The 19,778-nt window shown below is 38.4% G+C and carries 18 protein-coding genes and 2 tRNA genes; 10 read left to right on the top strand and 10 right to left on the bottom strand.

What is annotated here, in order from left to right:
* Positions 1–37: 37 nt before the first annotated feature.
* A tRNA-Glu gene (locus tag DAY19_RS10070) sits at positions 38–115 on the bottom strand.
* A 32-nt stretch (positions 116–147) separates the two neighbouring features.
* Positions 148–224 (bottom strand) — tRNA-Lys (locus DAY19_RS10065).
* A gap of 202 nt (positions 225–426) precedes the next feature.
* On the opposite strand from DAY19_RS10065, the gene mtaB reads away from it, so the two are divergent.
* On the top strand, positions 427–1,737 hold the full coding sequence (mtaB, locus tag DAY19_RS10060) for a tRNA (N(6)-L-threonylcarbamoyladenosine(37)-C(2))-methylthiotransferase MtaB (RefSeq protein ID WP_115361985.1): 1,311 nt from the start codon (positions 427–429) through the stop codon (positions 1,735–1,737).
* A gap of 476 nt (positions 1,738–2,213) precedes the next feature.
* On the opposite strand, the gene DAY19_RS10055 is transcribed toward mtaB, so the two are convergent.
* Both DAY19_RS10055 and DAY19_RS10050 read right to left on the bottom strand, forming a co-directional pair.
* On the bottom strand, positions 2,214–3,482 hold the full coding sequence (locus DAY19_RS10055; RefSeq protein ID WP_115361983.1) for an adenylosuccinate synthase: 1,269 nt from the start codon (positions 3,480–3,482) through the stop codon (positions 2,214–2,216).
* Between the two features lie 2 nt (positions 3,483–3,484).
* On the bottom strand, positions 3,485–4,432 hold the full coding sequence (locus DAY19_RS10050; RefSeq protein ID WP_158536870.1) for a hydroxyacid dehydrogenase: 948 nt from the start codon (positions 4,430–4,432) through the stop codon (positions 3,485–3,487).
* Between the two features lie 132 nt (positions 4,433–4,564).
* On the opposite strand from DAY19_RS10050, the gene DAY19_RS10045 reads away from it, so the two are divergent.
* From DAY19_RS10045 to DAY19_RS10035, 3 genes are all read left to right on the top strand, one after another.
* Entirely contained in the window at positions 4,565–5,245 is a 681-nt protein-coding gene (locus tag DAY19_RS10045) for a transglycosylase SLT domain-containing protein (RefSeq protein ID WP_115361979.1), read from the top strand.
* Between the two features lie 24 nt (positions 5,246–5,269).
* A complete protein-coding gene (locus tag DAY19_RS10040; protein ID WP_115361977.1) occupies positions 5,270–5,767 on the top strand; it encodes a macro domain-containing protein in 498 nt (165 codons plus the stop codon).
* A 95-nt stretch (positions 5,768–5,862) separates the two neighbouring features.
* Positions 5,863–6,951, top strand: a complete 1,089-nt coding sequence (locus DAY19_RS10035) for a hypothetical protein (protein WP_115361975.1) — start codon at positions 5,863–5,865, stop codon at positions 6,949–6,951.
* On the opposite strand, the gene feoB is transcribed toward DAY19_RS10035, so the two are convergent.
* The 3 genes from feoB to DAY19_RS10020 all read right to left on the bottom strand — a co-directional run bounded on the left by feoB (position 6,948) and on the right by DAY19_RS10020 (position 9,811).
* Entirely contained in the window at positions 6,948–8,921 is a 1,974-nt protein-coding gene (gene feoB, locus DAY19_RS10030; RefSeq protein ID WP_115361972.1) for a ferrous iron transport protein B, read from the bottom strand. The two genes, DAY19_RS10035 and feoB, sit on opposite strands and share 4 nt — an antisense overlap.
* A complete protein-coding gene (locus DAY19_RS10025; protein ID WP_158536869.1) occupies positions 8,921–9,151 on the bottom strand; it encodes a FeoA family protein in 231 nt (76 codons plus the stop codon). The genes feoB and DAY19_RS10025 overlap by 1 nt, the downstream gene beginning before the upstream one ends.
* Before the next feature lie 84 nt (positions 9,152–9,235).
* Positions 9,236–9,811, bottom strand: a complete 576-nt coding sequence (locus DAY19_RS10020; protein WP_199506642.1) for a deoxycytidylate deaminase — start codon at positions 9,809–9,811, stop codon at positions 9,236–9,238.
* 42 nt (positions 9,812–9,853) lie between these two features.
* Here DAY19_RS10020 and murJ point away from each other — a divergent pair, with 42 nt between their 5' ends.
* Both murJ and DAY19_RS10010 read left to right on the top strand, forming a co-directional pair.
* Complete coding sequence (gene murJ / locus DAY19_RS10015; protein ID WP_133296939.1) at positions 9,854–11,431, top strand: murein biosynthesis integral membrane protein MurJ; 1,578 nt, start codon at positions 9,854–9,856, stop codon at positions 11,429–11,431.
* A 100-nt stretch (positions 11,432–11,531) separates the two neighbouring features.
* Positions 11,532–11,972 carry a hypothetical protein gene (locus DAY19_RS10010; protein WP_115361964.1) on the top strand — a complete coding sequence of 147 codons (441 nt, stop codon included), beginning with the start codon at positions 11,532–11,534 and terminating at the stop codon, positions 11,970–11,972.
* Positions 11,973–12,001: 29 nt separating this feature from the next.
* Here the strand turns inward: DAY19_RS10010 and DAY19_RS10005 are convergent, their stop codons facing one another.
* On the bottom strand, positions 12,002–12,550 hold the full coding sequence (locus DAY19_RS10005; protein ID WP_115361962.1) for a hypothetical protein: 549 nt from the start codon (positions 12,548–12,550) through the stop codon (positions 12,002–12,004).
* A 153-nt stretch (positions 12,551–12,703) separates the two neighbouring features.
* Between DAY19_RS10005 and DAY19_RS10000 the strand changes: the two genes are divergently transcribed.
* Complete coding sequence (locus DAY19_RS10000) at positions 12,704–14,578, top strand: hypothetical protein (protein ID WP_120404159.1); 1,875 nt, start codon at positions 12,704–12,706, stop codon at positions 14,576–14,578.
* Positions 14,579–14,938: 360 nt separating this feature from the next.
* Here the strand turns inward: DAY19_RS10000 and DAY19_RS09995 are convergent, their stop codons facing one another.
* Positions 14,939–15,361 carry a hypothetical protein gene (locus tag DAY19_RS09995; RefSeq protein WP_115361958.1) on the bottom strand — a complete coding sequence of 141 codons (423 nt, stop codon included), beginning with the start codon at positions 15,359–15,361 and terminating at the stop codon, positions 14,939–14,941.
* 87 nt (positions 15,362–15,448) lie between these two features.
* Here DAY19_RS09995 and uvrC point away from each other — a divergent pair, with 87 nt between their 5' ends.
* The gene (gene uvrC, locus DAY19_RS09990; RefSeq protein ID WP_115361956.1) at positions 15,449–17,329 is read left to right on the top strand and encodes an excinuclease ABC subunit UvrC; all 1,881 of its coding nucleotides are present in this window, start codon (positions 15,449–15,451) and stop codon (positions 17,327–17,329) included.
* A 4-nt stretch (positions 17,330–17,333) separates the two neighbouring features.
* On the opposite strand, the gene DAY19_RS09985 is transcribed toward uvrC, so the two are convergent.
* Complete coding sequence (locus DAY19_RS09985) at positions 17,334–17,546, bottom strand: hypothetical protein (RefSeq protein ID WP_115361954.1); 213 nt, start codon at positions 17,544–17,546, stop codon at positions 17,334–17,336.
* A gap of 161 nt (positions 17,547–17,707) precedes the next feature.
* On the opposite strand from DAY19_RS09985, the gene DAY19_RS09980 reads away from it, so the two are divergent.
* Both DAY19_RS09980 and DAY19_RS09975 read left to right on the top strand, forming a co-directional pair.
* Positions 17,708–18,547, top strand: a complete 840-nt coding sequence (locus DAY19_RS09980; RefSeq protein WP_115361952.1) for a uracil-DNA glycosylase family protein — start codon at positions 17,708–17,710, stop codon at positions 18,545–18,547.
* Between the two features lie 79 nt (positions 18,548–18,626).
* Entirely contained in the window at positions 18,627–19,778 is a 1,152-nt protein-coding gene (locus tag DAY19_RS09975; protein ID WP_115361950.1) for a SpoIID/LytB domain-containing protein, read from the top strand.

Genomic DNA, 19,778 nt, shown 5'->3' with positions numbered 1-19,778 from the left:
TAAAAAAGCCAGACTAGGTCTGGCTTCTTTATAAAACTGGTACTCCCAAGGGGATTCGAACCCCTGTTACCGCCGTGAAAAGGCGGTGTCCTAGACCGGGCTAGACGATGGGAGCGCTAACTTATTTCCCGGATTTGGAAACCAAAATGGTGATCTCTCTGCGACTCGAACGCAGGACCCTCTCCTTAAAAGGGAGATGCTCTAACCAACTGAGCTAAGAGACCATCTGTGTTTTGGTGAGATAGAATATAAGTGTTCTTGGTTCAGAAGTCAATGCTGATTTTCAAAAAAGTTAAGAAAAATAGTAATTTTTTTAGGAAGTTAAATTTATTTACTCATGGTATTTTTTATCGCCTAACTTGTCACGAAAGCCGAAATAGTCTATTTTAAGCCGATTAATACAGGACTTTATAAAGGTAGACTTCAGTGACGACAGAAGTAAATTCAACAGATAATAATTCACAAAAAAAAGTGGCATTCCACACTTTAGGATGTCGTTTAAATTTTTCAGAGACGGGAACGATTTCTCAAGGCTTTGTTGAGCGTGGATATGAGGTTGTTGAATTTGGTGATAGTGCTGATGTTACTTTTATTAATACATGTACAGTAACGGATGGTGCGGACTCTACGTGCCGCAACTTAATTCGTAAGGCCCATCGAGCTTCTCCTGATGGAAAGATTGTCGTCGCTGGCTGTTACGCCCAAATGGATGCCCCACGCATTGCTAAAATGACTGGTGTTGATCTTGTTCTTGGAACAAGTGAGAAATATAAAGTCTTTGATTATTTAAGTGAAGATGAAACCGATACAATCCATATTGATAAATCTAAGGATTTCTTTGGTGCGGCAACTTCAAAAGAAGAAGGTCACACGAGAGCGTTTCTAAAGATTCAGGACGGGTGTAATTACGTTTGTTCATTCTGTATTATTCCTTTTGCTCGTGGACGCTCTAAGGCCGTCTCAATCGCTCAGGCGATTGAAGAAGCAAAGAGTGTTATTGCTCAAGGCTTTAAAGAAATTGTTCTCACTGGTGTTAATATTGGTGAATACGAAACAACGTCAGGTGAAAAACTTCTGGATCTTTTGAAAGAGTTAAATGCACTTGAAGGCCTAGAGAGAATTCGCCTTGGAAGTGTTGAGCCAAATACTATCACAGATGAGCTTCTTGATTATATGGCCTCTTCGCCTAAGTTTCTTGATCACTTTCATGTTCCTATGCAAAGTGGAAATGATGAGATCCTCACAAAGATGAAGCGTAAGTATCTTGTGGAAGATTATCGTCGCATTATAAATAAGATCATTGAACGTTTTCCAAATGCTGGGATTGGGGCCGATGTTATTTGTGGTTTTCCTGGTGAAACAGATGAGCAATTTCAAGATACTTTTAACCTCTTAAAAGAATTACCAATTACACACTTTCATGTGTTCCCATACTCTAAGAGAAAGAATACGGTTGCAGCACGTATGGAAGACCATATCCAACATCCAGTAAAGAAGAGTCGAGTAAAGACTCTGATGATGTTAGGCGATGCTAAGCTTAATATGTTCTCTGAAGACTTTATTGGTGAAACGTCTAACGTTCTTTTTGAAAAGAAAGATAAGAACGGACTTTGGGAAGGTTATACATCCAACTTTATTCGCGTAAAAGTATCTCATGATGGTGATTTGAAGAATCAAATTCATCAAGTGCAACTTAAAGAGTTTAAAGACAATAAGGTTTTTGCAGAGTTATTGTAATTGCTGCGCCGCTCACGGCACTTTTGACAATTTTTTAACAATTTAAAACCGATTCCTAACAATAGTTGAACAAATGCATATCAACTTTTGCGTATTCTAATCTTGTCGATAGGGAACGCAAAAGGAAGTAAGCTTTATTTTGTTCTGCTTTTAAAACTCCTCTTACACCTTGTGCTTATCTCAACTTGTCCCTCCCTGAGAAGGTCCCTATCGACGAGTACAAAAGCTTTGTGCCATTTCGATCATCTCTCTCTCTCCGGTATGGCACAAAGATCTTTTGACTAAGAAAGTAAGAAAATACATCGCTCTAGAAAAGATGCGATAGAACCTATATCACACACGCCAATGAGTTGCTCTGAATAGGGCGCTCGCCTCAATGATGGTAGTCTGCAACGGCCATCTCCCAAAACAACGTTCAAGATAGAAAGGCCTAGGTAGAACCTAGGCCAAAAATCTTTCTTATTTTGAATGATTAATTAGAAGTATTCTTTTAGAAATTTAATTTCAGATCTTTCTGGACCGAAGGCAATGATTCCAACTGGGATTTCAATCGCCTCTTCAATTAGTGCGATATAATCTTTTACTTCTTTTGAAAGCTCACCTTTGAAGTCATCGTTAAAACCAGCAACTTCTTTAAGAATTGGTTTAACTTTTGAAAGATCAATTCCTGGATAGGCACAATCGATTGTACGTCCTTCGTACTCATATCCTGTACAAACTTGAAGTGGTCCCATCTCACTTAGAACATCAAGCTTAGTCAGCGCAATGGAAGTTAAGTTTGAGCATTTAACAGAGTATTTTAGAAGAGGAAGGTCAAGCCATCCACATCTTCTCTTACGTCCTGTTGTCGCTCCAAATTCTCCACCTTTAGTTTGAATATCTTCACCCATTTGATCAAATAATTCAGTAGGGAATGGACCTTCTCCAACTCTAGTAGTGTAGGCTTTTGTAATCCCTAGAACTTCTTCAACGGTACCACCTGGAAGTCCAGCTCCAGAGTAAATTCCTGCATAAGCAGTTGAAGATGATGTAACAAATGGATATGAACCAAAGTCGATATCAAGAAGAACACCTTGTGCGCCTTCAAAAAGAATCTTCTTACCAGCGCGCTTTGCTTCATCAAGGAAGCTAAATGTATCGCAAACAAATGGTTCAAGTTCTTTAGCAAGACTCATAAGTCTTTCTACTTCTTCTTCAACACTTGGGTATTCACACTCATATAATTTAGTGAAAAGAGTTTCTTTTTCTAAAAGGTTTGCCTTTAGCTTTTCAGTTAAAACTTCTTTGTCGAAAAGGTCTTTTACTTTGATCCCTTTTCTTGAAATCTTATCTTCATATGCTGGGCCAATTCCTTTTCCTGTTGTTCCAATCTTTACTGGACCTTTGGCTTCACGTTGCCCGTCAAGAAGACGGTTATAAAAAGTGATAACAGAGGTATTAGAAGAAATCTTAAGTTTCTCAGGAGTAACAGTTAGACCAGAGTTTTTAACATTTTCTATTTCTTTAGAGAATGCTTCTGGATCTAGAACAACACCATGGCCAATAACTGAGACACAGTGATCGTGTAAAATTCCTGAAGGAATCAAGTGTAGTACCACTTTCTTTTCACCAACAATGATCGTGTGACCAGCGTTGTTTCCTCCTTGGTAGCGAACAACAACATCGCATTTTAATCCAAGTAGATCAGTGATTTTACCTTTTCCTTCATCTCCCCATTGAGAACCAATAATCGCAAGTGATTTCATAATTAAGCTTTAACCTCGTGTAGTAAATTATCATTTAAAAAGTATTCTTTAAGTTGATTTACTGCCATTTCTCCAACTCTTAATTGTGCTTCATCTGTTGCAGCACCTAGGTGAGGAGTTAATACGAGATTTGGGATTTGGCGTAGGGGAGAGTCTTCTTCAAGTGGCTCTGTTGCAAATACATCAAAGCCAGCTGCTTTTAGCTTACCTTCTTTAAGAGCACTAACAAGGTCTTCCTCGTTAACAATTCCTCCGCGAGAAGCATTAACTAAAATAGCATGAGACTGCATTTTATTAAATAAGTCCTTGTTGATCATTCCTTTCGTCTCTTCCATTAGAGGAGTATGAAGTGTAATGATGTCACAAGTTTCAAAAATTTCTTCTACTGATTGGGCCTTTGATACGTACGCTAGATCACTTGATTCACAAAATGGATCAAAGAATTTAACTTCTGGTTCAAAACCTTGAAGTCTTTTAGCAACGATCTTTCCAATTTGACCAAAACCAACGATACCAACTTTCTTATTTGTTAGCTCATTTCCTGTGTACTTTGATTTGTCCCAACCACCGTTTTTCATTGTGGCATCTGCTGCAGCAGTATGTCTAAGAACAGTCATCATAAGAGCAACGGCGTGCTCTGCTGCCGAGTTATTATTTGCACCTGGAGTGTTAGAAACTTTTACCCCACGCTCACCACATTTAACTTTATCGATATTATCTGTACCAGCTCCAGCACGAATAACGTACTTAAGATTTGGTGCTAGCTCTAAGTATTCTTCTTGAACCTTTGTAGCAGAGCGGATAACAAGAGCGCTTGCTTTTGGAAGAAGTTCTTTAATCTCATCTTGAGTTAATTTTGCTTTTGGATGTACGTCAAATTCACTTACAGCTTGTAATGATGCAAATACGTCAGCATCCATTCCGTCACATACGACAATAAATGGTTTCACAAAGGCCTCCATAGCTTTTTGAAGTTTTCTTAGTTGTGCTGCGATTATAGAACGCTAGCCACTACATGTAACCCTATTATTGGCAACTTTTTGTAAGTTGCCTTTTAGTTTTTCATTAGAAATAATTATTAAATGCGAAAATTATTAGAAATACTTATATTAAGCCTATTAACACTAAGTGCCGTGGCCGCAATTCCAGAAGGATACTTCGTGGACCACGATAAGCTAATTAAGGATTACCGAATTGAGAAACAATACAATCCTAATGATTTTCTCACTTATATGCTTTCTGAAAATCCAGCAGTTCCCACTGAGCAAGTGATTCAGATTGCTTATGAAACGATCACTCTTGCTGAGTGTTTTAAAGTGGATGCAAAGCTTTTTGTGGCCCTCATGAGAATGGAGTCAAATTTTGATATGACGGCCATTTCCCACACCGGAGCAGTGGGATTAACACAATTTACTTCTATTGGTGCCCAAGAAGTCTCTGATCAACTAGGGGAGAGAGGCCCGCGATATGCGAATTCTCGCAATACTAATTATTTAAACGATATTATTGGAAATTGCACTGATCAGTGGCAGCAGCTTTGGTTGAGAGAGCGTGGCTGGAGTAATCAGAAAGAATTATTCTTAGAAGATGTTCAGCTTTCTATCGTCTACGGCATGATTCTTTTAAAGGTCTTTTTGGCCAAGAATTATGAGCAAGACCTAATGGATAATTATTATCAAGCGTTAGTGGACTATAATGGGGAGCCAGGGGATCGTAAATATTGGTATGCTCGTACAATTTTGAAGTTTTACGATGAAATCTAATTTTATTCATGCTAGAAATCTCTTATGAAAAATATTCAAGTTATTAAAGCCGATATTACAACTCTAGATGTGGACGTTATTGTTAATGCCGCAAACTCTGAACTCAAGGCCGGTGGTGGTGTTGATGGCGCTATTCATGCAGCCTGTGGTGAGGAGTTAGAAAAGGAATTAAGTGAAATGGGAGGTTGCCCTGTAGGCGAGGCCCGCTTAACAAAGGCATTTAATATTCCTGCTGAGTTTATCATCCACGCTGTCGGTCCTAAATGGGAAGGTGGCAATAACGGTGAATCAGCACTACTTGAAAAATGTTATATCTATGCACTCTCACTTGCCCAAGAAAATGAGTGTAAGTCCATTGCTTTTCCATGTATCTCTACAGGAATCTTTGGTTACCCTAAGATTGAAGCGGCCATTACAGCAACTTCTGCTGTAAAGAGTTTTGATGGAATCGATTCTTTTGATGATGTGATATTTTGTTGCTTTGATGATGAAAGTTACGAGATCTATCAGACAATATTGTGATCTTAAAAATTCTTGAGTATCTTTACTGAACTTCATTTTAGAATTTTTCTAAATAGCTGATAAGATGTGTGTAGAACAACGCTACAGAGGCACATATGTCAAAATTTAGAAAATTGTTCACTTATTCTCTTATTCCAATTTCATTGATTGTTCTCATCGCTTGTCTTGGCAGAGGACATAATCTTAGAACAACAAGTTCAGAAGTTGTGAAAACTAATGAAGGTGCAATGGCAGTTGATCGCTCTCCGGCCAGTACCTATGTTGAAGGTGTTGAAAGCCTCACTATTGGAAATTACTTTGACATTACAAATGATAATTCTAAAGAGGATACAGATGGCTTTATTCAGGAAGGAGCATGGTTTCAGGATGAACTTCGTGGCTCCGGAGGCAGTATTTCTCGCTATTCAGTAGACCCAACGGCACAAAGTATTTATCTAACAGATCAACTAGGTGATTCGACTTATTGTATATGGCTTTATCGAGTAACATCTCCTGATGCAACCGAAAGTGCATTTGTGGATATTTTTGATGGTACTGAACAAATTGGAGTGGCCAGCGTGAATATGTCATTACCGACGGATCGCAAAGGCTGGTATCCTCTTGGCGAGTTTACATTTACTAATGAACAAGAAGCTAAGGTCATTGTTTATAAAGGTATTGAAGATCTCAAGAAATTACGAGCTGATGAAGTTCGTTTCTCTCGTCTAGAAGAGAATGAAGATTGTCAGGGAAGAAAATATGTTAACGTGAATAAAGAAGCGGTGATCTTTGCCAAAGGAATGGATGAAAAATCATTTACTAGTAATGATGGGTATCGTGAATATGGAGATTGGCAGGAGAGTAATCTTAAAGGCTATCAAGAAAGCACGGTGCGAATGAGTGAGGATGAATACGCATACGCTATTTATAGCTTCATTCCTAAAAATAGAAATTACTGTATTGATATTTATCGAGTGACAACTATTGGCGGTCTCTCCAATGCTAAAGTGACTGTTTTTCAAGAGGATATAGAGATCTTCTCAAGGTTAATCAATTATAATATGAAATCAGGAAAAGGTGGTTGGTATCCACTTGGCAAACAAAGTGTTGAACCAGATACAATGGTTTCAGTTATATTGGAAAGAGATCCTCTGGACATCGGAATTTTATTATCCGATGCCGTGAGAATATATGAATGTAATTAAATTAAAATGTGATATGTGATGAATGCGCCACCGTAGGCCAGAACTGTCATGTAACCAAACATAAGAAAGACATGTCCCCAACCGTCTGTTTCTCTTTTTACAATACCAAGTGTTGAAATACACTGCATGGCAAAGGCAAAGAAGATTAATAGTGACCAAGCTACGGCCGTATTAAAAACTGGTTTATTAGTGACTGGATCGATCTCTGATTGTAGGCGCTGTCTAAGAGTTGTGGACTCTTCATCTACATCACCAAGAGCATAGATTGTTCCAAGTGTAGAAACAAATAATTCTCTGGCCCCCATAGCAACAGTAATACCGACACCCATTTTCCAATTATATCCAAGAGGCTTAATTACTGGCTCAATTAGTTTTCCAAATTGCCCAATCGTTGAATGCTCAAGTGAGATCGAAGCAGCTTCTGCATCAGTTTTTCCAACAAGTAGTTGTTCCGCTGGTTTTGGAAATGTTGAAAGAAACCAAATTACCATCGAAAGACCTAAGATAATTGTTCCGGCCTTCTTTAAGAAAACCTTTCCCTTAAAAGTCATGGCCTTAAAAGCCGGCTTAAAAGTTGGAAGTTGATAGAGTGGCAGTTCAATAATAAATGAAGTCGTACTACCTTTATAAAGAGTTAGTCTAAATATCTTTGCAATAATTAAGGCCACAAAACTTCCTAGGAAATATAGGAAGAAGAACGAAAGTGCCTGTGAATTGAAGATTCCAAATATTGTTTTCTCTGGAACAAAAGTTCCGATTAAAAGAATATAAACAGGTAGTCTTGCTGAACAAGTAATAAGAGGAATCGTCATAAGTGTTGCAAGACGTTCTTTCTTATCTGAGATTGTTCTCGTTGCCATAATTGCAGGTACAGAACAAGCAAATCCAGAAAGGTAAGGAAGGAATGCTTTTCCATTTAGTCCAAAGTATGACATTGCACGGTCAGTAATAATTGAAGCACGAGAAATATATCCACTTTGTTCTAAAAGGCTTAGTAAGAAGAAGAGGATCATAATCTGTGGTAGGAAGATAATAACCCCACCAACTCCAGCGATAACACCATCAACAATAAAGCTATTGAGCATGCCTGGAGGAAGTATTGAACTTACGTATTCACCAAAAGCTCCCACGCCACCATCGATGAGATCCATTGCTGGACCTGACCAAGTATAGATTGAGTGAAAGATTAAATAGAAAACGGCCAGGAAGATAACTCCACCTAGAATTGGATGAAGAACAATATGGTCAATTTTATTTGATAATTGAATTAGTCCTTTATTCTTTCCTATTGCATATGATGCTTTTAGATCACGTGCTTCTCTTTGATACTTTTCAATATTTGAAAGAGCTGCAACTTCATTTTCTAGTTGAATATGTTCTTCTTCCTCAAAGTTAACACTAAAAGGATTATACTCTGTTGATTCATTTGAAAGTTGAATTTTATTAACTGGAGTTAATACAGAAGCTGATGCATTTTCTCTTATGAATTGATCGACAGTGGCACTGCTATCTCTCATTGTTGAAAACTTTAAATAGGGAACACCAAGGTGCTGACCAATTTTATCAAAGTCATAATTCTTTGCGATATCAAGATCAATCTTATTAAAGATAACTTTTATCTTTCCACCAAAGAGATCCTTCATAGCAAGAGTTAATGAAAGAGAAGAGTCTAGACGTGCACAGTCCACAACGCAAACAACATCGTGAAACTCTGTTACTTGGTTATTTCTTCCAATTAGAGTTGAAGTTGTAACGGCCTCATCAATTGATGAAGGAACTAGAGAATAGATCCCTGGAAGGTCGACAATAGCAAGCTGTTCTTCATGGCGAGAGTTTGAAATAAGTCCCGCTGTTGCAGTATCAACAGTAATACCATTGTAATTTGCAACTTTTCTATTTGCTCCTGAGAGCATATTGAAGATGGCAGATTTTCCAGAGTTTGCTGGCCCTATAAGTAGCGTCTTTTTCATTATTGCATTTCCTCTACGTTAATGAAGCTTGCTTCACTTAGACGAAGAGCAACTGTTTCACCATCTGTTAATCTTAGAGTTAAAGGAGAGCCAAGAAATGAAGGAGCAACAATATAAACTGAATCACCAGGTAGGATACCTAAACCAGTCATTATTGTTTTGTGCTTAAGCTCGTTGCTAAAAGATAGTATCTTTACGCTTGCGCCTTTCTTTGCCTTCGATAAAACCATAGTATTCTCCATTTGTCTGAACGGGCTTACTATAGTTTCATTAGTCAAACTTGTCTAGGGATTTACTGAAAATTGTGCAACGTTCTAGTCGCGGTAAAAGGCGTCTGTAAAGTGTGCTATGAGTGAGTCTAGAACATGTTCTCCAAGTTCAAGCTGACGATAAGTGACTCCCGTCAGGTCAAAGATGCGACGAGCGATGCGATTTGTTTCTGATCCAGCATGCTTATCTTGTAAGTATACGACTTCTTTGATCTTTGAAGAGGCAAGTAGCTTGGCACATTCATGACATGGAAAGAGTGTCACGTAGCAAGTTGTATTAGCGAGTGGACGGTTAGAGTGAAGAATAGCATTTGCTTCCGCATGAACAACGTAGCCATATTTTTGATGCTCAAGAGGTACTGTTCTCTCTTTTCCCCATGGAAGTTTCGACTCATCAATCCCTGCAACAAATCCGTTGTAACCAAAAGTTATTTGATGATTATTATCATCAACAAAAACACATCCCACTTTAGTGGCCGGGTCCTTGCTTTTGTAGCTGGCCATAATGGCCTGAAGCATGAAGTATTCATCCCAGTTCACAGCACTCTTTGTGCTGATATGATTAATTGTCTTTTCCATGTCTGTTCTCATGGCCACAAGATTAGAAAATATTGCATTCATTGGCAACTTGTTAAGTCATAGAGGGTGGTGCAAAATATTGTAATGACAACTGAACACCGAAAGAATTTTTTATTATCTTCTATAAAAATGGCCATGGCGACTCTCTCAAGTCGCGTTCTGGGCTTTGCTCGTGAGATTTTGATGGCCAAATTATTTGGTGCTTCAGGTTTAACAGATGCCTATCAGATTGCTTTTCGAATTCCCAATATGCTTAGAGACCTCTTTGCTGAAGGAGCCTTTTCAGCTGCTTTTGTGCCAATTTTTACCAGTGCAAAAGTCGACGGGGATAAGCACGCCAGAACTTTATTATGGTCAATGGCCATTGTTCTCTTCAGTGTGACAGCCTTAATCTGTGGGCTTATTTTTATTTTCGCTCCTGAATTAATTCAGCTTCTAACAAATGAGCTTTTCACAAGTGATGCCAATCGCTTTGAGATGTCGATTCTCTTAACTCGTATGATGTCTCCTTTTTTGGCCTTTGTTTCTGTTGCTGCCTTATTTATGGGAGTTTTAAATACTTATCGCATGTTCTTTGCGCCTGCGATGGCACCAGCTTTCTTTAATATCATCATGATTATCTCGATGGTTTCATTGCCAAAGTATTTAGAAGCAAGAAATCTTCATCCAATTGTCTCTCTTGGGATCGGTGTCTTAGTCGGTGGCTTTGTTCAAATGGCCATCCAACTACCAATGCTTGTGAGCAAGGGTTTATTTAAGGTTGAAAAAATTGATATCTTCTCAAAAGATGTAAAAGAAATTTTAAAGCGTATGAGTATTGGAACAATTGGTGTTGCAGCAACGCAAATCAATTTACTTGTTTCAACATTTTTAGCTACAGGTACTGTTATCGGTGCCGTCTCATGGCTTCAATATGCTTTTCGCCTCTTTCAATTTCCTGTAGGAATCCTAGGGGTTTCAATTGGAAACTCAAATCTCGTTTATTTTTCTGAGTTGTGGAGAAGTGGAAATGAAGAAGATGCAAAAAAAGCTCTACAAACAAGCTATATAACTAGTCTCTTTGTACTTATGCCGGCCATGGCCCTGATGTTTGCTCTTGCTCAAGATACTGTTGCAATCTCATTTCAAAGAGGAGCATTTGGGCTAGATGATACTAAGATGGTAACGGAGGCCCTTTATGCTTATCTGATTGGTCTACCTTTTTATGGCCTATATAAGGTCTTCTCACCGAGTTTTTATACATTGGATAGGCCAAAGATTCCTGTAACGATTTCTTCAATTGCAGTACTTATTAATATTATTTTTTGTATTTCACTTGTCGAAACTTATGGCTTTAAAATTCTTGCAATGGGAACTTCTGTTTCAATGATCTTTATCATCGTTACTCAGTCAGTACTTTTATTTCGCATGCTAAATTTAGAGTTAACATTCTTTTTTCCAATTAGATTTTTTAAAATTTGCTTATGCGCTGTCGCTGCTTTTTTTACAGCATCTTATTTACGTTCCTTTTTTCCAGTGAATATTTTTTCTACTGTGGATAACCTTGGTGCATTTAGTATAAGTGCATTAGGAGGGGGATTAGCTTATCTTATTGCGCTAAGTGTCTTAGGTGATTACGTTTTAATTCAGCGCTTCTTAAATAAGCTTCTGCGTCGAAAGTAGTCCTATGTCGTTAGAATTTTATTAGTTTCTTACATTATTTGCCTTGCTTCACCGCTTGCAAGTCGTTAAACTTAAGAAGATTATATATTTGGAGCATTAAATGAGAACAAACTTTGAAACACTCGAAAATTTAGCGAGTCATACAATTAATACACTTAAAGAGAAAGGTGTTATTGAGTTCGATATTGCAAATCGCGAGAAACTTATCGAAGCAATGGCAACTGAGTTTGGTGTAGCGCTTGCAACTGACGAAGATATTCGTGACCAAGCAATTGAAGAAGTTGAAGAGAAAATGGGTGTAGATAATATGCCTGAAGATGTAACTGAGTCTGAAATGTTCAATCACGCTCGTAAAGAAATCATTAAGTCTTTTAGTGGTGAGAATATTGGTGGCCTTTACTTAGTAGAGTCTCTTCATAATATTGCAAAGAGAATGACAAGATTCTTAATTGGCTGTGAATTCATCGACGACGTTTTCGGAACGGATGAAGAGATTCACAACTTCCTAGTACAAAATATTAGAACTTTTAGAAGTCGTTAATATTAGAAAGGCTCCGAAAGGAGCCTTTTTTATTTCTGTTTTTTGATGTGATGTAGCGCTTGCTCAAAAAACGGTCCCTCAAGTAGACCATTTAAAACCGAGCTTTCACTTTCTAATATCACAATCCCATCATCAACTTTTAATAAGGCAGCATCGTAGTAGACACGAAGCTCGTGAGCTTTGGTTGCGGTTCCTTCCACCCTAAGAGTTTCGATCCCTTGGTCTAGTAGCTCTTTAAAGGAAGTTGGTTCATGAATAATGGAAGTGTCTTTATCGAAGACAAGTTGATTTTTAATTGCAAGTTGTTCAAAAGCATCTTGCAGGTCTTTGTATTCTTCTCTTGAAAAACTAAAGCGCGACTGCCACTCGTAGCGTGTGTCAGTTCTTTCAAATATTTTTAATTCATCTTCGTTAGTTGTTAGTGTCCACCAAGGTGGTACGGGAATTTCTAATCCAAAAAATGGGAAGGGGATAGCATCTTTTAGGGCCACTTCCTTTTCACCTTTAATAACAAAGGCAGCATAAGTGGCAAAAATTAAGACGCAAATGAGAAGGATCCACCAAAATGTATTACTCATACCCGACAATTTAGCCTGTCTTTTTGTCTTCGTAAACGTAATATTAATCAGTTAAATCAGTAGTTTATAAAAAAAGTCGCCGTAATGCTTAAGTTTTATTCATATTCTGTCGTTAAGAAGATGAGGATTGTTAAAGTTTTTATGGAGAAAACTATGAAGTTAAGACTTATTAGCGCAAAGAGCATCTTGTTAGCAGCACTGATGTTCAACACATATGCTGAAATCGATATCAGCGATTGTATCTACTTAAGAGACAATGGCTATGAAGATGATGCAGCGGCATGTGTAACCAGAGCTTCTCGAGGTGGTTCAGACAACGGTGACTTCTGTGTGGAATGTTTACCTAAACTACCAGAAAGAAACGAGTGGGCCGAAGTCGCTAAAGTTGCAATCCCTTCTCTTGCTGCTATGGGAAGTGTTTATTTTCAATCAAAACACGCTGCTGATTCACAAGAAGCGTGGGCAAATTCTTTTGAAAACGGAATTAAGTCATGTCATGGCTCAATCGACTCATATCATAACTACAACCTAGAAAGAGGGGCAAACCCAATCCTTCCAGATGAGCAATCTAATATGCTCAATTCATGTAATGGTTACGGTTATGGTGCATATGCTGGTGGTCTTGGACTTACTGGTGGAATGTTTGGTGGTGTAGGAAATGGCTGGCAAGGTCAAGGTTACACAGGTGGCTTCCTTGGTGGAATGGCCGGACCAAACTTCGGTGGCGGAATCTACGGCGGTGGTGGATTTGGCATGGGTGGATACCCTGGAATGGGTGGAATGGGTAACGGCTTTGGTGGCGGTTACCAAGCAAATGTTTATATGAATCCACTGGGATCTCTTGCAGGATCAGCTCTTGCTGGACTTCTTACAGGTGGTAACGCAGGTTTCGGAATCGGTATTAATGGCGGTGTCGGAATGAATGGTGGTATGGGAATGGGTGGATACCCAGGAATGTACCCTGGCGGAAATATTTACGGTGGTATGTATCCAGGATTTGGAATGGGTGCAGGTATGGGCATGGGTGGCTACCCATATGGAGCTGGATTTGGATCTGGTTTCGGCTCAGGTTTTGGTGCTAATTTCGGAATGGGAATGGGCAACGGAATGGGTGTTGGAATGTATCCAGGAATGTCTGGTTACCCAGGAGCTGGGGCCGGAGCAGGCTTTGGACTTAATATTGGAATCGGTGCTTATCCGGGAATGAACTCAGGAGGAGCGTGGGGAATGTACCCAGGTTCTGGAATGGGAATGTATCCAGGAGCAGGTGTTAATGCAGGATTCAACTTAGGTTGGGGTATTAACGGCGGTGCTGGAGCTGGAGGTTATCCAGGAATGTATCCAGGTGGTGTTGCTGGCGGAGGCTGGGGCGTCAATGGAGGCGGAAACTGGGGTGGAAACGGTGGAGTTTATCCAACTTATCCAGCACCAGGACAATATCCAGGAGCCGGTGGTAACGGAAACTGGGGAATTAACACTGGTGGAAACTGGGGTGGAAATGGAGGCGGAAACGCAGCTTGTATGTGTATCTCTGCTCCTTGTTCATGTGGAAATACATACCCTGGTGGAAACGGAAATATCAATGGTGGCTGGGGCGTTAATGGCGGCTGGGCCGGCGGAGGTAATGGTAACTGGGGCGCTGGAAACAACGGTGGCTGGGGAGTCAACGGTGGAACAAGCTGGGGTCTAAATGGTAACGCTGGCGGTGGCTGGGGTGCTAATGGAAACTGGGGTGTTAATGGTGGAGGAAACTCTGCATACCAAACACAACAATTCCAAAGCTATATTAATGGACTACAGGGACAAGCTGTTGCTCAAGGTAACTACCAGAACCAAGCAACTGCAATGTATGCAAATCAGGCCCTTTATAGAAATTTACAAAATGCTCAGCAGAATATCTATGCTAATAATTACTCTGGAATGTATAACTCTGGTGTAAATTACGGCTCAATGGCCGGTGGAGCACTTAATGGTCAATTCAGTATTGGTGTCCAAGGTGGCGCTGGAATGAATTGGGGAATGAACTAGCCGCAGCATCTTGCGTAAGCAAGATTTGATGCGGTAGTAGGCCTCATTGCAATGAAATAAATAATCAATTCAACAAGCCTGCGTTTATGCAGGCTTTGTTGCCTCTAGGCCAATGGGAAAGTTAACGCAAAGTAAGAGCGACACTTTCACGAAGTGAAAGTTAGCAAAACATTGAGAGATATGCGAAAGCCTCCAGTATTGGAGGCTTTTTTGCGTAGGGCGCACAAATAAAAAAGAGACCAATGGTCTCTTTTTTGTAGCGCCTGTGGCGAACCGAAAGACCTAAAGGTCTTTCTCTCGAATAGTATGTGCACCAAAATGGGGCGCACAAATAAAAAAAGAGGCTATCAGCCTCTTTTTTTATTTGTTATGCATGAGAACTTTGATTGTGCCGCGGAAAACGACTTCGATCTTATTGGCATCCAGGTTTTTTTCAACTAAACCAGGGCCAAAAGTTGGGTGGCCGATAACATCACCAATTTCAAATTTTTGGCGAATATTGTACTTGATTGGATCACCATCAAGCTTTGCCATTGCATCTTCCCAAATGTTGATAATTTTATCTTCAGTAGAAACACGCTTCTTTCTAGTTCCTGCCTTCTTACGAGCAGCACTTGGAGAAGCTACTTTTTTAGCTTTGTATGCGTGAGTTGACTTACATGTATTACACAGAACTTTATGTGGAGTTTCTGTATCTTTCATTGCTACGATTAAATGAGCAAGATCGAGTTTACATTTGCTACAATATGTTACAATTTCCTTACCAACACCTAGTTTTGACATTTACCTCTTCCTTTTAATGATCTGATCAATTTAATGGGGAATAGTGTTAAAGTAAAGAGAATAAAAGGTTATATGTAGATAATTATAATGAAGAAAAATACTTTACAGCTTCTTGAAAAAGCAAAACATTTACCAACGAAATCCGGCTGCTATTTGATGAAACGCAAGCGAGCAGGCGTCGAAGAGATCCTCTATATTGGTAAAGCGAAGAATCTTAGAGCGAGAGTTTCTAGTTATTTTAATAGTTCAGAGAAGTCACCGAAAACACAGATCCTAGTCTCTCATATTCAGGACTTTGATTTCATCATGACGAAGACTGATGCTGAAGCATATATCTTAGAAAATAACTTAATTAAAAAGCATATACCTAAGTATAATATTCAATTAAAAGACGATAAGAGTTATCCCTATATTCAAATCGATCTCAATGAAAAGTTTCCGCGACTAGTTTATACTCGAAGACCTAAGAGAAAGAAGAAGGTTCGCCTTTTTGGTCCTTTCACCACAGGCAGTAATATTCACAAGATTTCTCGTATTTTAACCAAGTCATTTACATTGAGAGACTGTTCAATTGAGGAGATGCGCAGACGAAAAAGGCCGTGCCTTATCTATCAAATGCGACAATGTTCTGCTCCTTGTGTGGATTATATTTCACGTGAAGATTATGAGGTTGATTTAAATAATGTGATTAATTTCTTTGAGGGAAGAAGTAGTCAGGTTTTAAAAACTCTTGAAGAGAGAATGTTTAAGGAAGCTGAAAAAGAGCATTTTGAACGTGCTGCTGAAATCCGCGATAGCATTGAAGAATTAAAAGAATTCTCAAAGGCCTATCAAAAACAAAATGTAGAATTATCTACTGAGAAAGATTTTGATATTGCCGCTTATCATGTGGGAGAGCTAGAAGTCGATATTTCTATTTATATGATGAGATCGGGAATTTTATTAGGACATAAGAACTTTCATTTTGGGAAAGGGGATAGTGACAAAGAGAATCACGAACTTTTTCAAACATTCCTATTTCAGTACTATTCTAATACTAAAGAAAAACTTCCAAGTCGCATTTATATCGACGAGAAAAAGAATGATCTTGCAATGATTAGCGAGGCTTTTAAAGAGGTTGTGGACGAAGAAATAGAAGTTCAAAAGCCAATTGGAAAAATGAAGTCCCTTTATGAATTAACGTATGATCATGCAAAAGAGCATCAGCGCTTTCGCGTTAAAAATATGGATGGCCCTTGGATCGGTTTAAATAAGTTAAAGGAACTTTTAAAACTAAAAGAGACACCAAAGATTTTAGAATGTTTTGATGTTGCCATTTGGCAAGGTAAGTCTCCAACTGCTTCTCAAATCGTTTTTCGCGATGGAAAACCCGATAAGACTCAATACCGTTACTACCATTTGGAAGAGAGGCCTGAAGGTAATAACGACTTTGCTATGATGAGGGAAGTTCTCGCAAGAAGGCTTAAGAAAGGAAAGCTACCTGATGTTTTTATTGTCGATGGTGGTAAAGGGCAGGTTTCAAGCTTCTTAGCTGTTTTGGAAGATTTTGAATTAGATATTCCTGTTGTTGGAATTGCAAAAATAAAAACAAGTAAGAGTGAAACTTTTAAGGATAAAGAGGTTTCAAGTTCTGATGAGCGCTTAATTATTCCTAATCGCATTAATCCATATATTTTAAAGAAGACACCTTCACTAATGAGAATTGTTGTTCAAATGAGAGATGAGGCCCATCGTTTTTCTCGTAAGCTACATCATAAGAAAGAAAAGGATCGAATTTTTACTTCATGGTTTGATGATATTGAGGGGATTGGAGAGAAGACTTTAAAAACTATTCACGAGAATATGGATTTAACTTTAAAAGAGCTTGCGCAATTATCTTTGATTGAAATTAGCCACAAGTTAAATGTGAAGGAGAGTATTGCTGAGAGAATTCAATTAAAACTTTTAAAAGAATTCCCTCAGAAATAGAGTGCTAGTTGATATGGTGAATTTTTTTTCGATTGCCGTGCCCGCAATCAGTACATCTCGAATTCTCGTGTATGTACAAATTCTTATAATCTGATAAGTGTGTGTGAACCATATTTGAACCACAAACTGGACACTCATTTAATACTTTATGTACTTGCTCGAAATCCCCAAAAAGTTCTTCGAAATTTTCAAGTTGGAAATCTGGATCGAAAGACATGTAGTAGCTCCTTTAAAATCTAATTCCCCGTAACTTTGGACTCTTTGATGCAGGGCGTCCTCAGTGGGTATGCTAGATTTATCGGAGGCTTATAAATCTTCTAAAATTTAAGCTTTTAATTTTAGTGCCTTAGGGATATTTTACCCATAGGAAAGAATTGAATGGCACAGCAACTAATTTCAAAATTAACTAAAGATTTCAATAATAAGCTAAAAATCTCATCTAATGAGAAGCCGAATTACTATGCAAAAATCTTTGAAAATACCCTGTGGTTTCCTAAGTTAGTAGGTCGTACTCTTAGCTCAAATGAAGCCTCTAATAAGCCTATTGAGACCAAGAAAGAGTCTTTTGAGGTGAATGTCCCAGAGATTGCAGCAAAGCCTCAAGAAGCGAAAATTGAAGTTCCTATAGAAGACAACCCTGCGCCAGTAAAGATTGAAGTGGAAAAAAAGGCCAGCTCATCTTTGGTTAAAGTTGATACATCGTTCACAAATTTAATTCAAAAATATAATGAAAATTGGAAACTAGAGACAATTCCTGGTTATCAGGACTATCAAGGTGAAATTGATATTATCTTTTTTGGATTAGATGAAATAGAGGAGTCAGAGTTTCCTGATTTTCTTCCGCTATCAATGATTGAGTCTGATCAAGATATTATGGGAAGAATGATTAAGGCGATGAAGATCTCTTCAGGGCGCTTTATTCGAGTTCCTTTTATTAAAAAAGATGCAAAAGAATTTATTTTTTCTTGTTGTGCACACTTTAAGCCTTCTCTTCTTGTTCCTCTTGGAGCGGCTGCCACTAAGCTGTGCTTAGACAAGCAGGTTCGATTGGCAAATGTGCATGGAGTATTCCATTCTATTCAAACTGAAGTTGATGGAAAAACTCAAGTAATAGAAACAATGCCACTTTTCCACCCTAAGCTATTAGAAGTTAATGAGTCGATGAAGAAAACGGCTTGGGCCGATATGCAAAAGGCGATTAAATTTCTTACAAGTTGAGTAGTATAGTAAAATCATATATCATTTTAATAGATTAAGTTGCTTGGCAAGGATGCCGCACGAATCAGGACGATGATATTTGAGAAGTCTATTCTTACTTTTTATTCTTTTATTTACTTTCAATTCTTTTGCAAGAATTAGTCCACTTCAAAATTTTAAGTCAGGTCACACTATTAAAGTGAGAGTCGCTAAGAACTTAAATAAGGTCTTTCTAGAAGGTGTTGGAATAACGAGAGAAGTTATCGCAACTAATAAATCGAAAAGCTTTAAAGGCTTTAAGAAAATAAAAATAAATTGCGGAAATTTAAAGCATGCTCGCTCGATAAGGCCACAATATCTCGCTTCTTTAACTTCAAAGACAGGTCTTATTGGTTTTGAAAAAAAACAATTCATGGGGCAGATGCACATTGTAACAAGTGAAGATGGAAAGTCATGCGATGTTGTCAATGAGATGGAATTAGATGATTACATTGCAACACTACTAGCAAAAGAGATGAATGCTTCTTGGCCAGTTGAGGCCTTAAAAGCTCAGGCCGTAGCAGCTAGAACATATGCAATTCATCATATGATGAGTTCAGGTCTTCAAAATGATACTCTCTACGATTTAGAGAATTCAGAAAAGCATCAAGTAAACGGAACATTTAATGATGTAACAGCAAGTACAATTGAAGCTGCTAGAAAAACAGCTGGAATGGTACTAACAAATAAACAAGGGAATCTTGTACCAGCATTTTTTCATGCAAGTTGTGGCGGAAATACTCTACAACCTGACGATGTATGGACAAATGAAGTTCATGGTTACTCCACTGTAAAGTGTGCCTATTGCCAAAGAAAGAAGAACTGGGATTCAAAGATCACTCAAATTCGTTTTAAAAAAATGATTGAGTGGGGTATGAGAAAGGGATATGTAAAAAAACAAAAGCTACACAAGAAACTTTCAATTTATCCAGACAAGAAAAATGCGAAGGCCATCTATGTTCGAAATGGAAAGAATAAGATAAAGATTAAAAAGAGTTTATTTCGTCGCTATTTTGGTCGAGTAGACTTTCCTTCTAATTACTTCTACCTTGTTGATCTTGGCCGCGAAGGACTTCAATTCGTTGGAAAAGGTAATGGCCATGGTGTGGGCCTTTGTCAGGTAGGTGCCTTAGGTCTTGCCCAAAAAGGAAAGGGCCATAAAGAAATTCTGGCCCATTATTTTCCTAAATTAAATATTTTAAAATTGTATTAA

Source organism: Halobacteriovorax vibrionivorans, assembly GCF_003346865.1.
GTDB lineage: Bacteria > Bdellovibrionota > Bacteriovoracia > Bacteriovoracales > Bacteriovoracaceae > Halobacteriovorax_A > Halobacteriovorax_A vibrionivorans.
The sequence above is the reverse complement of the archived record's forward strand: the minus strand, read 5'-3'. Positions and strand labels throughout refer to the sequence as shown.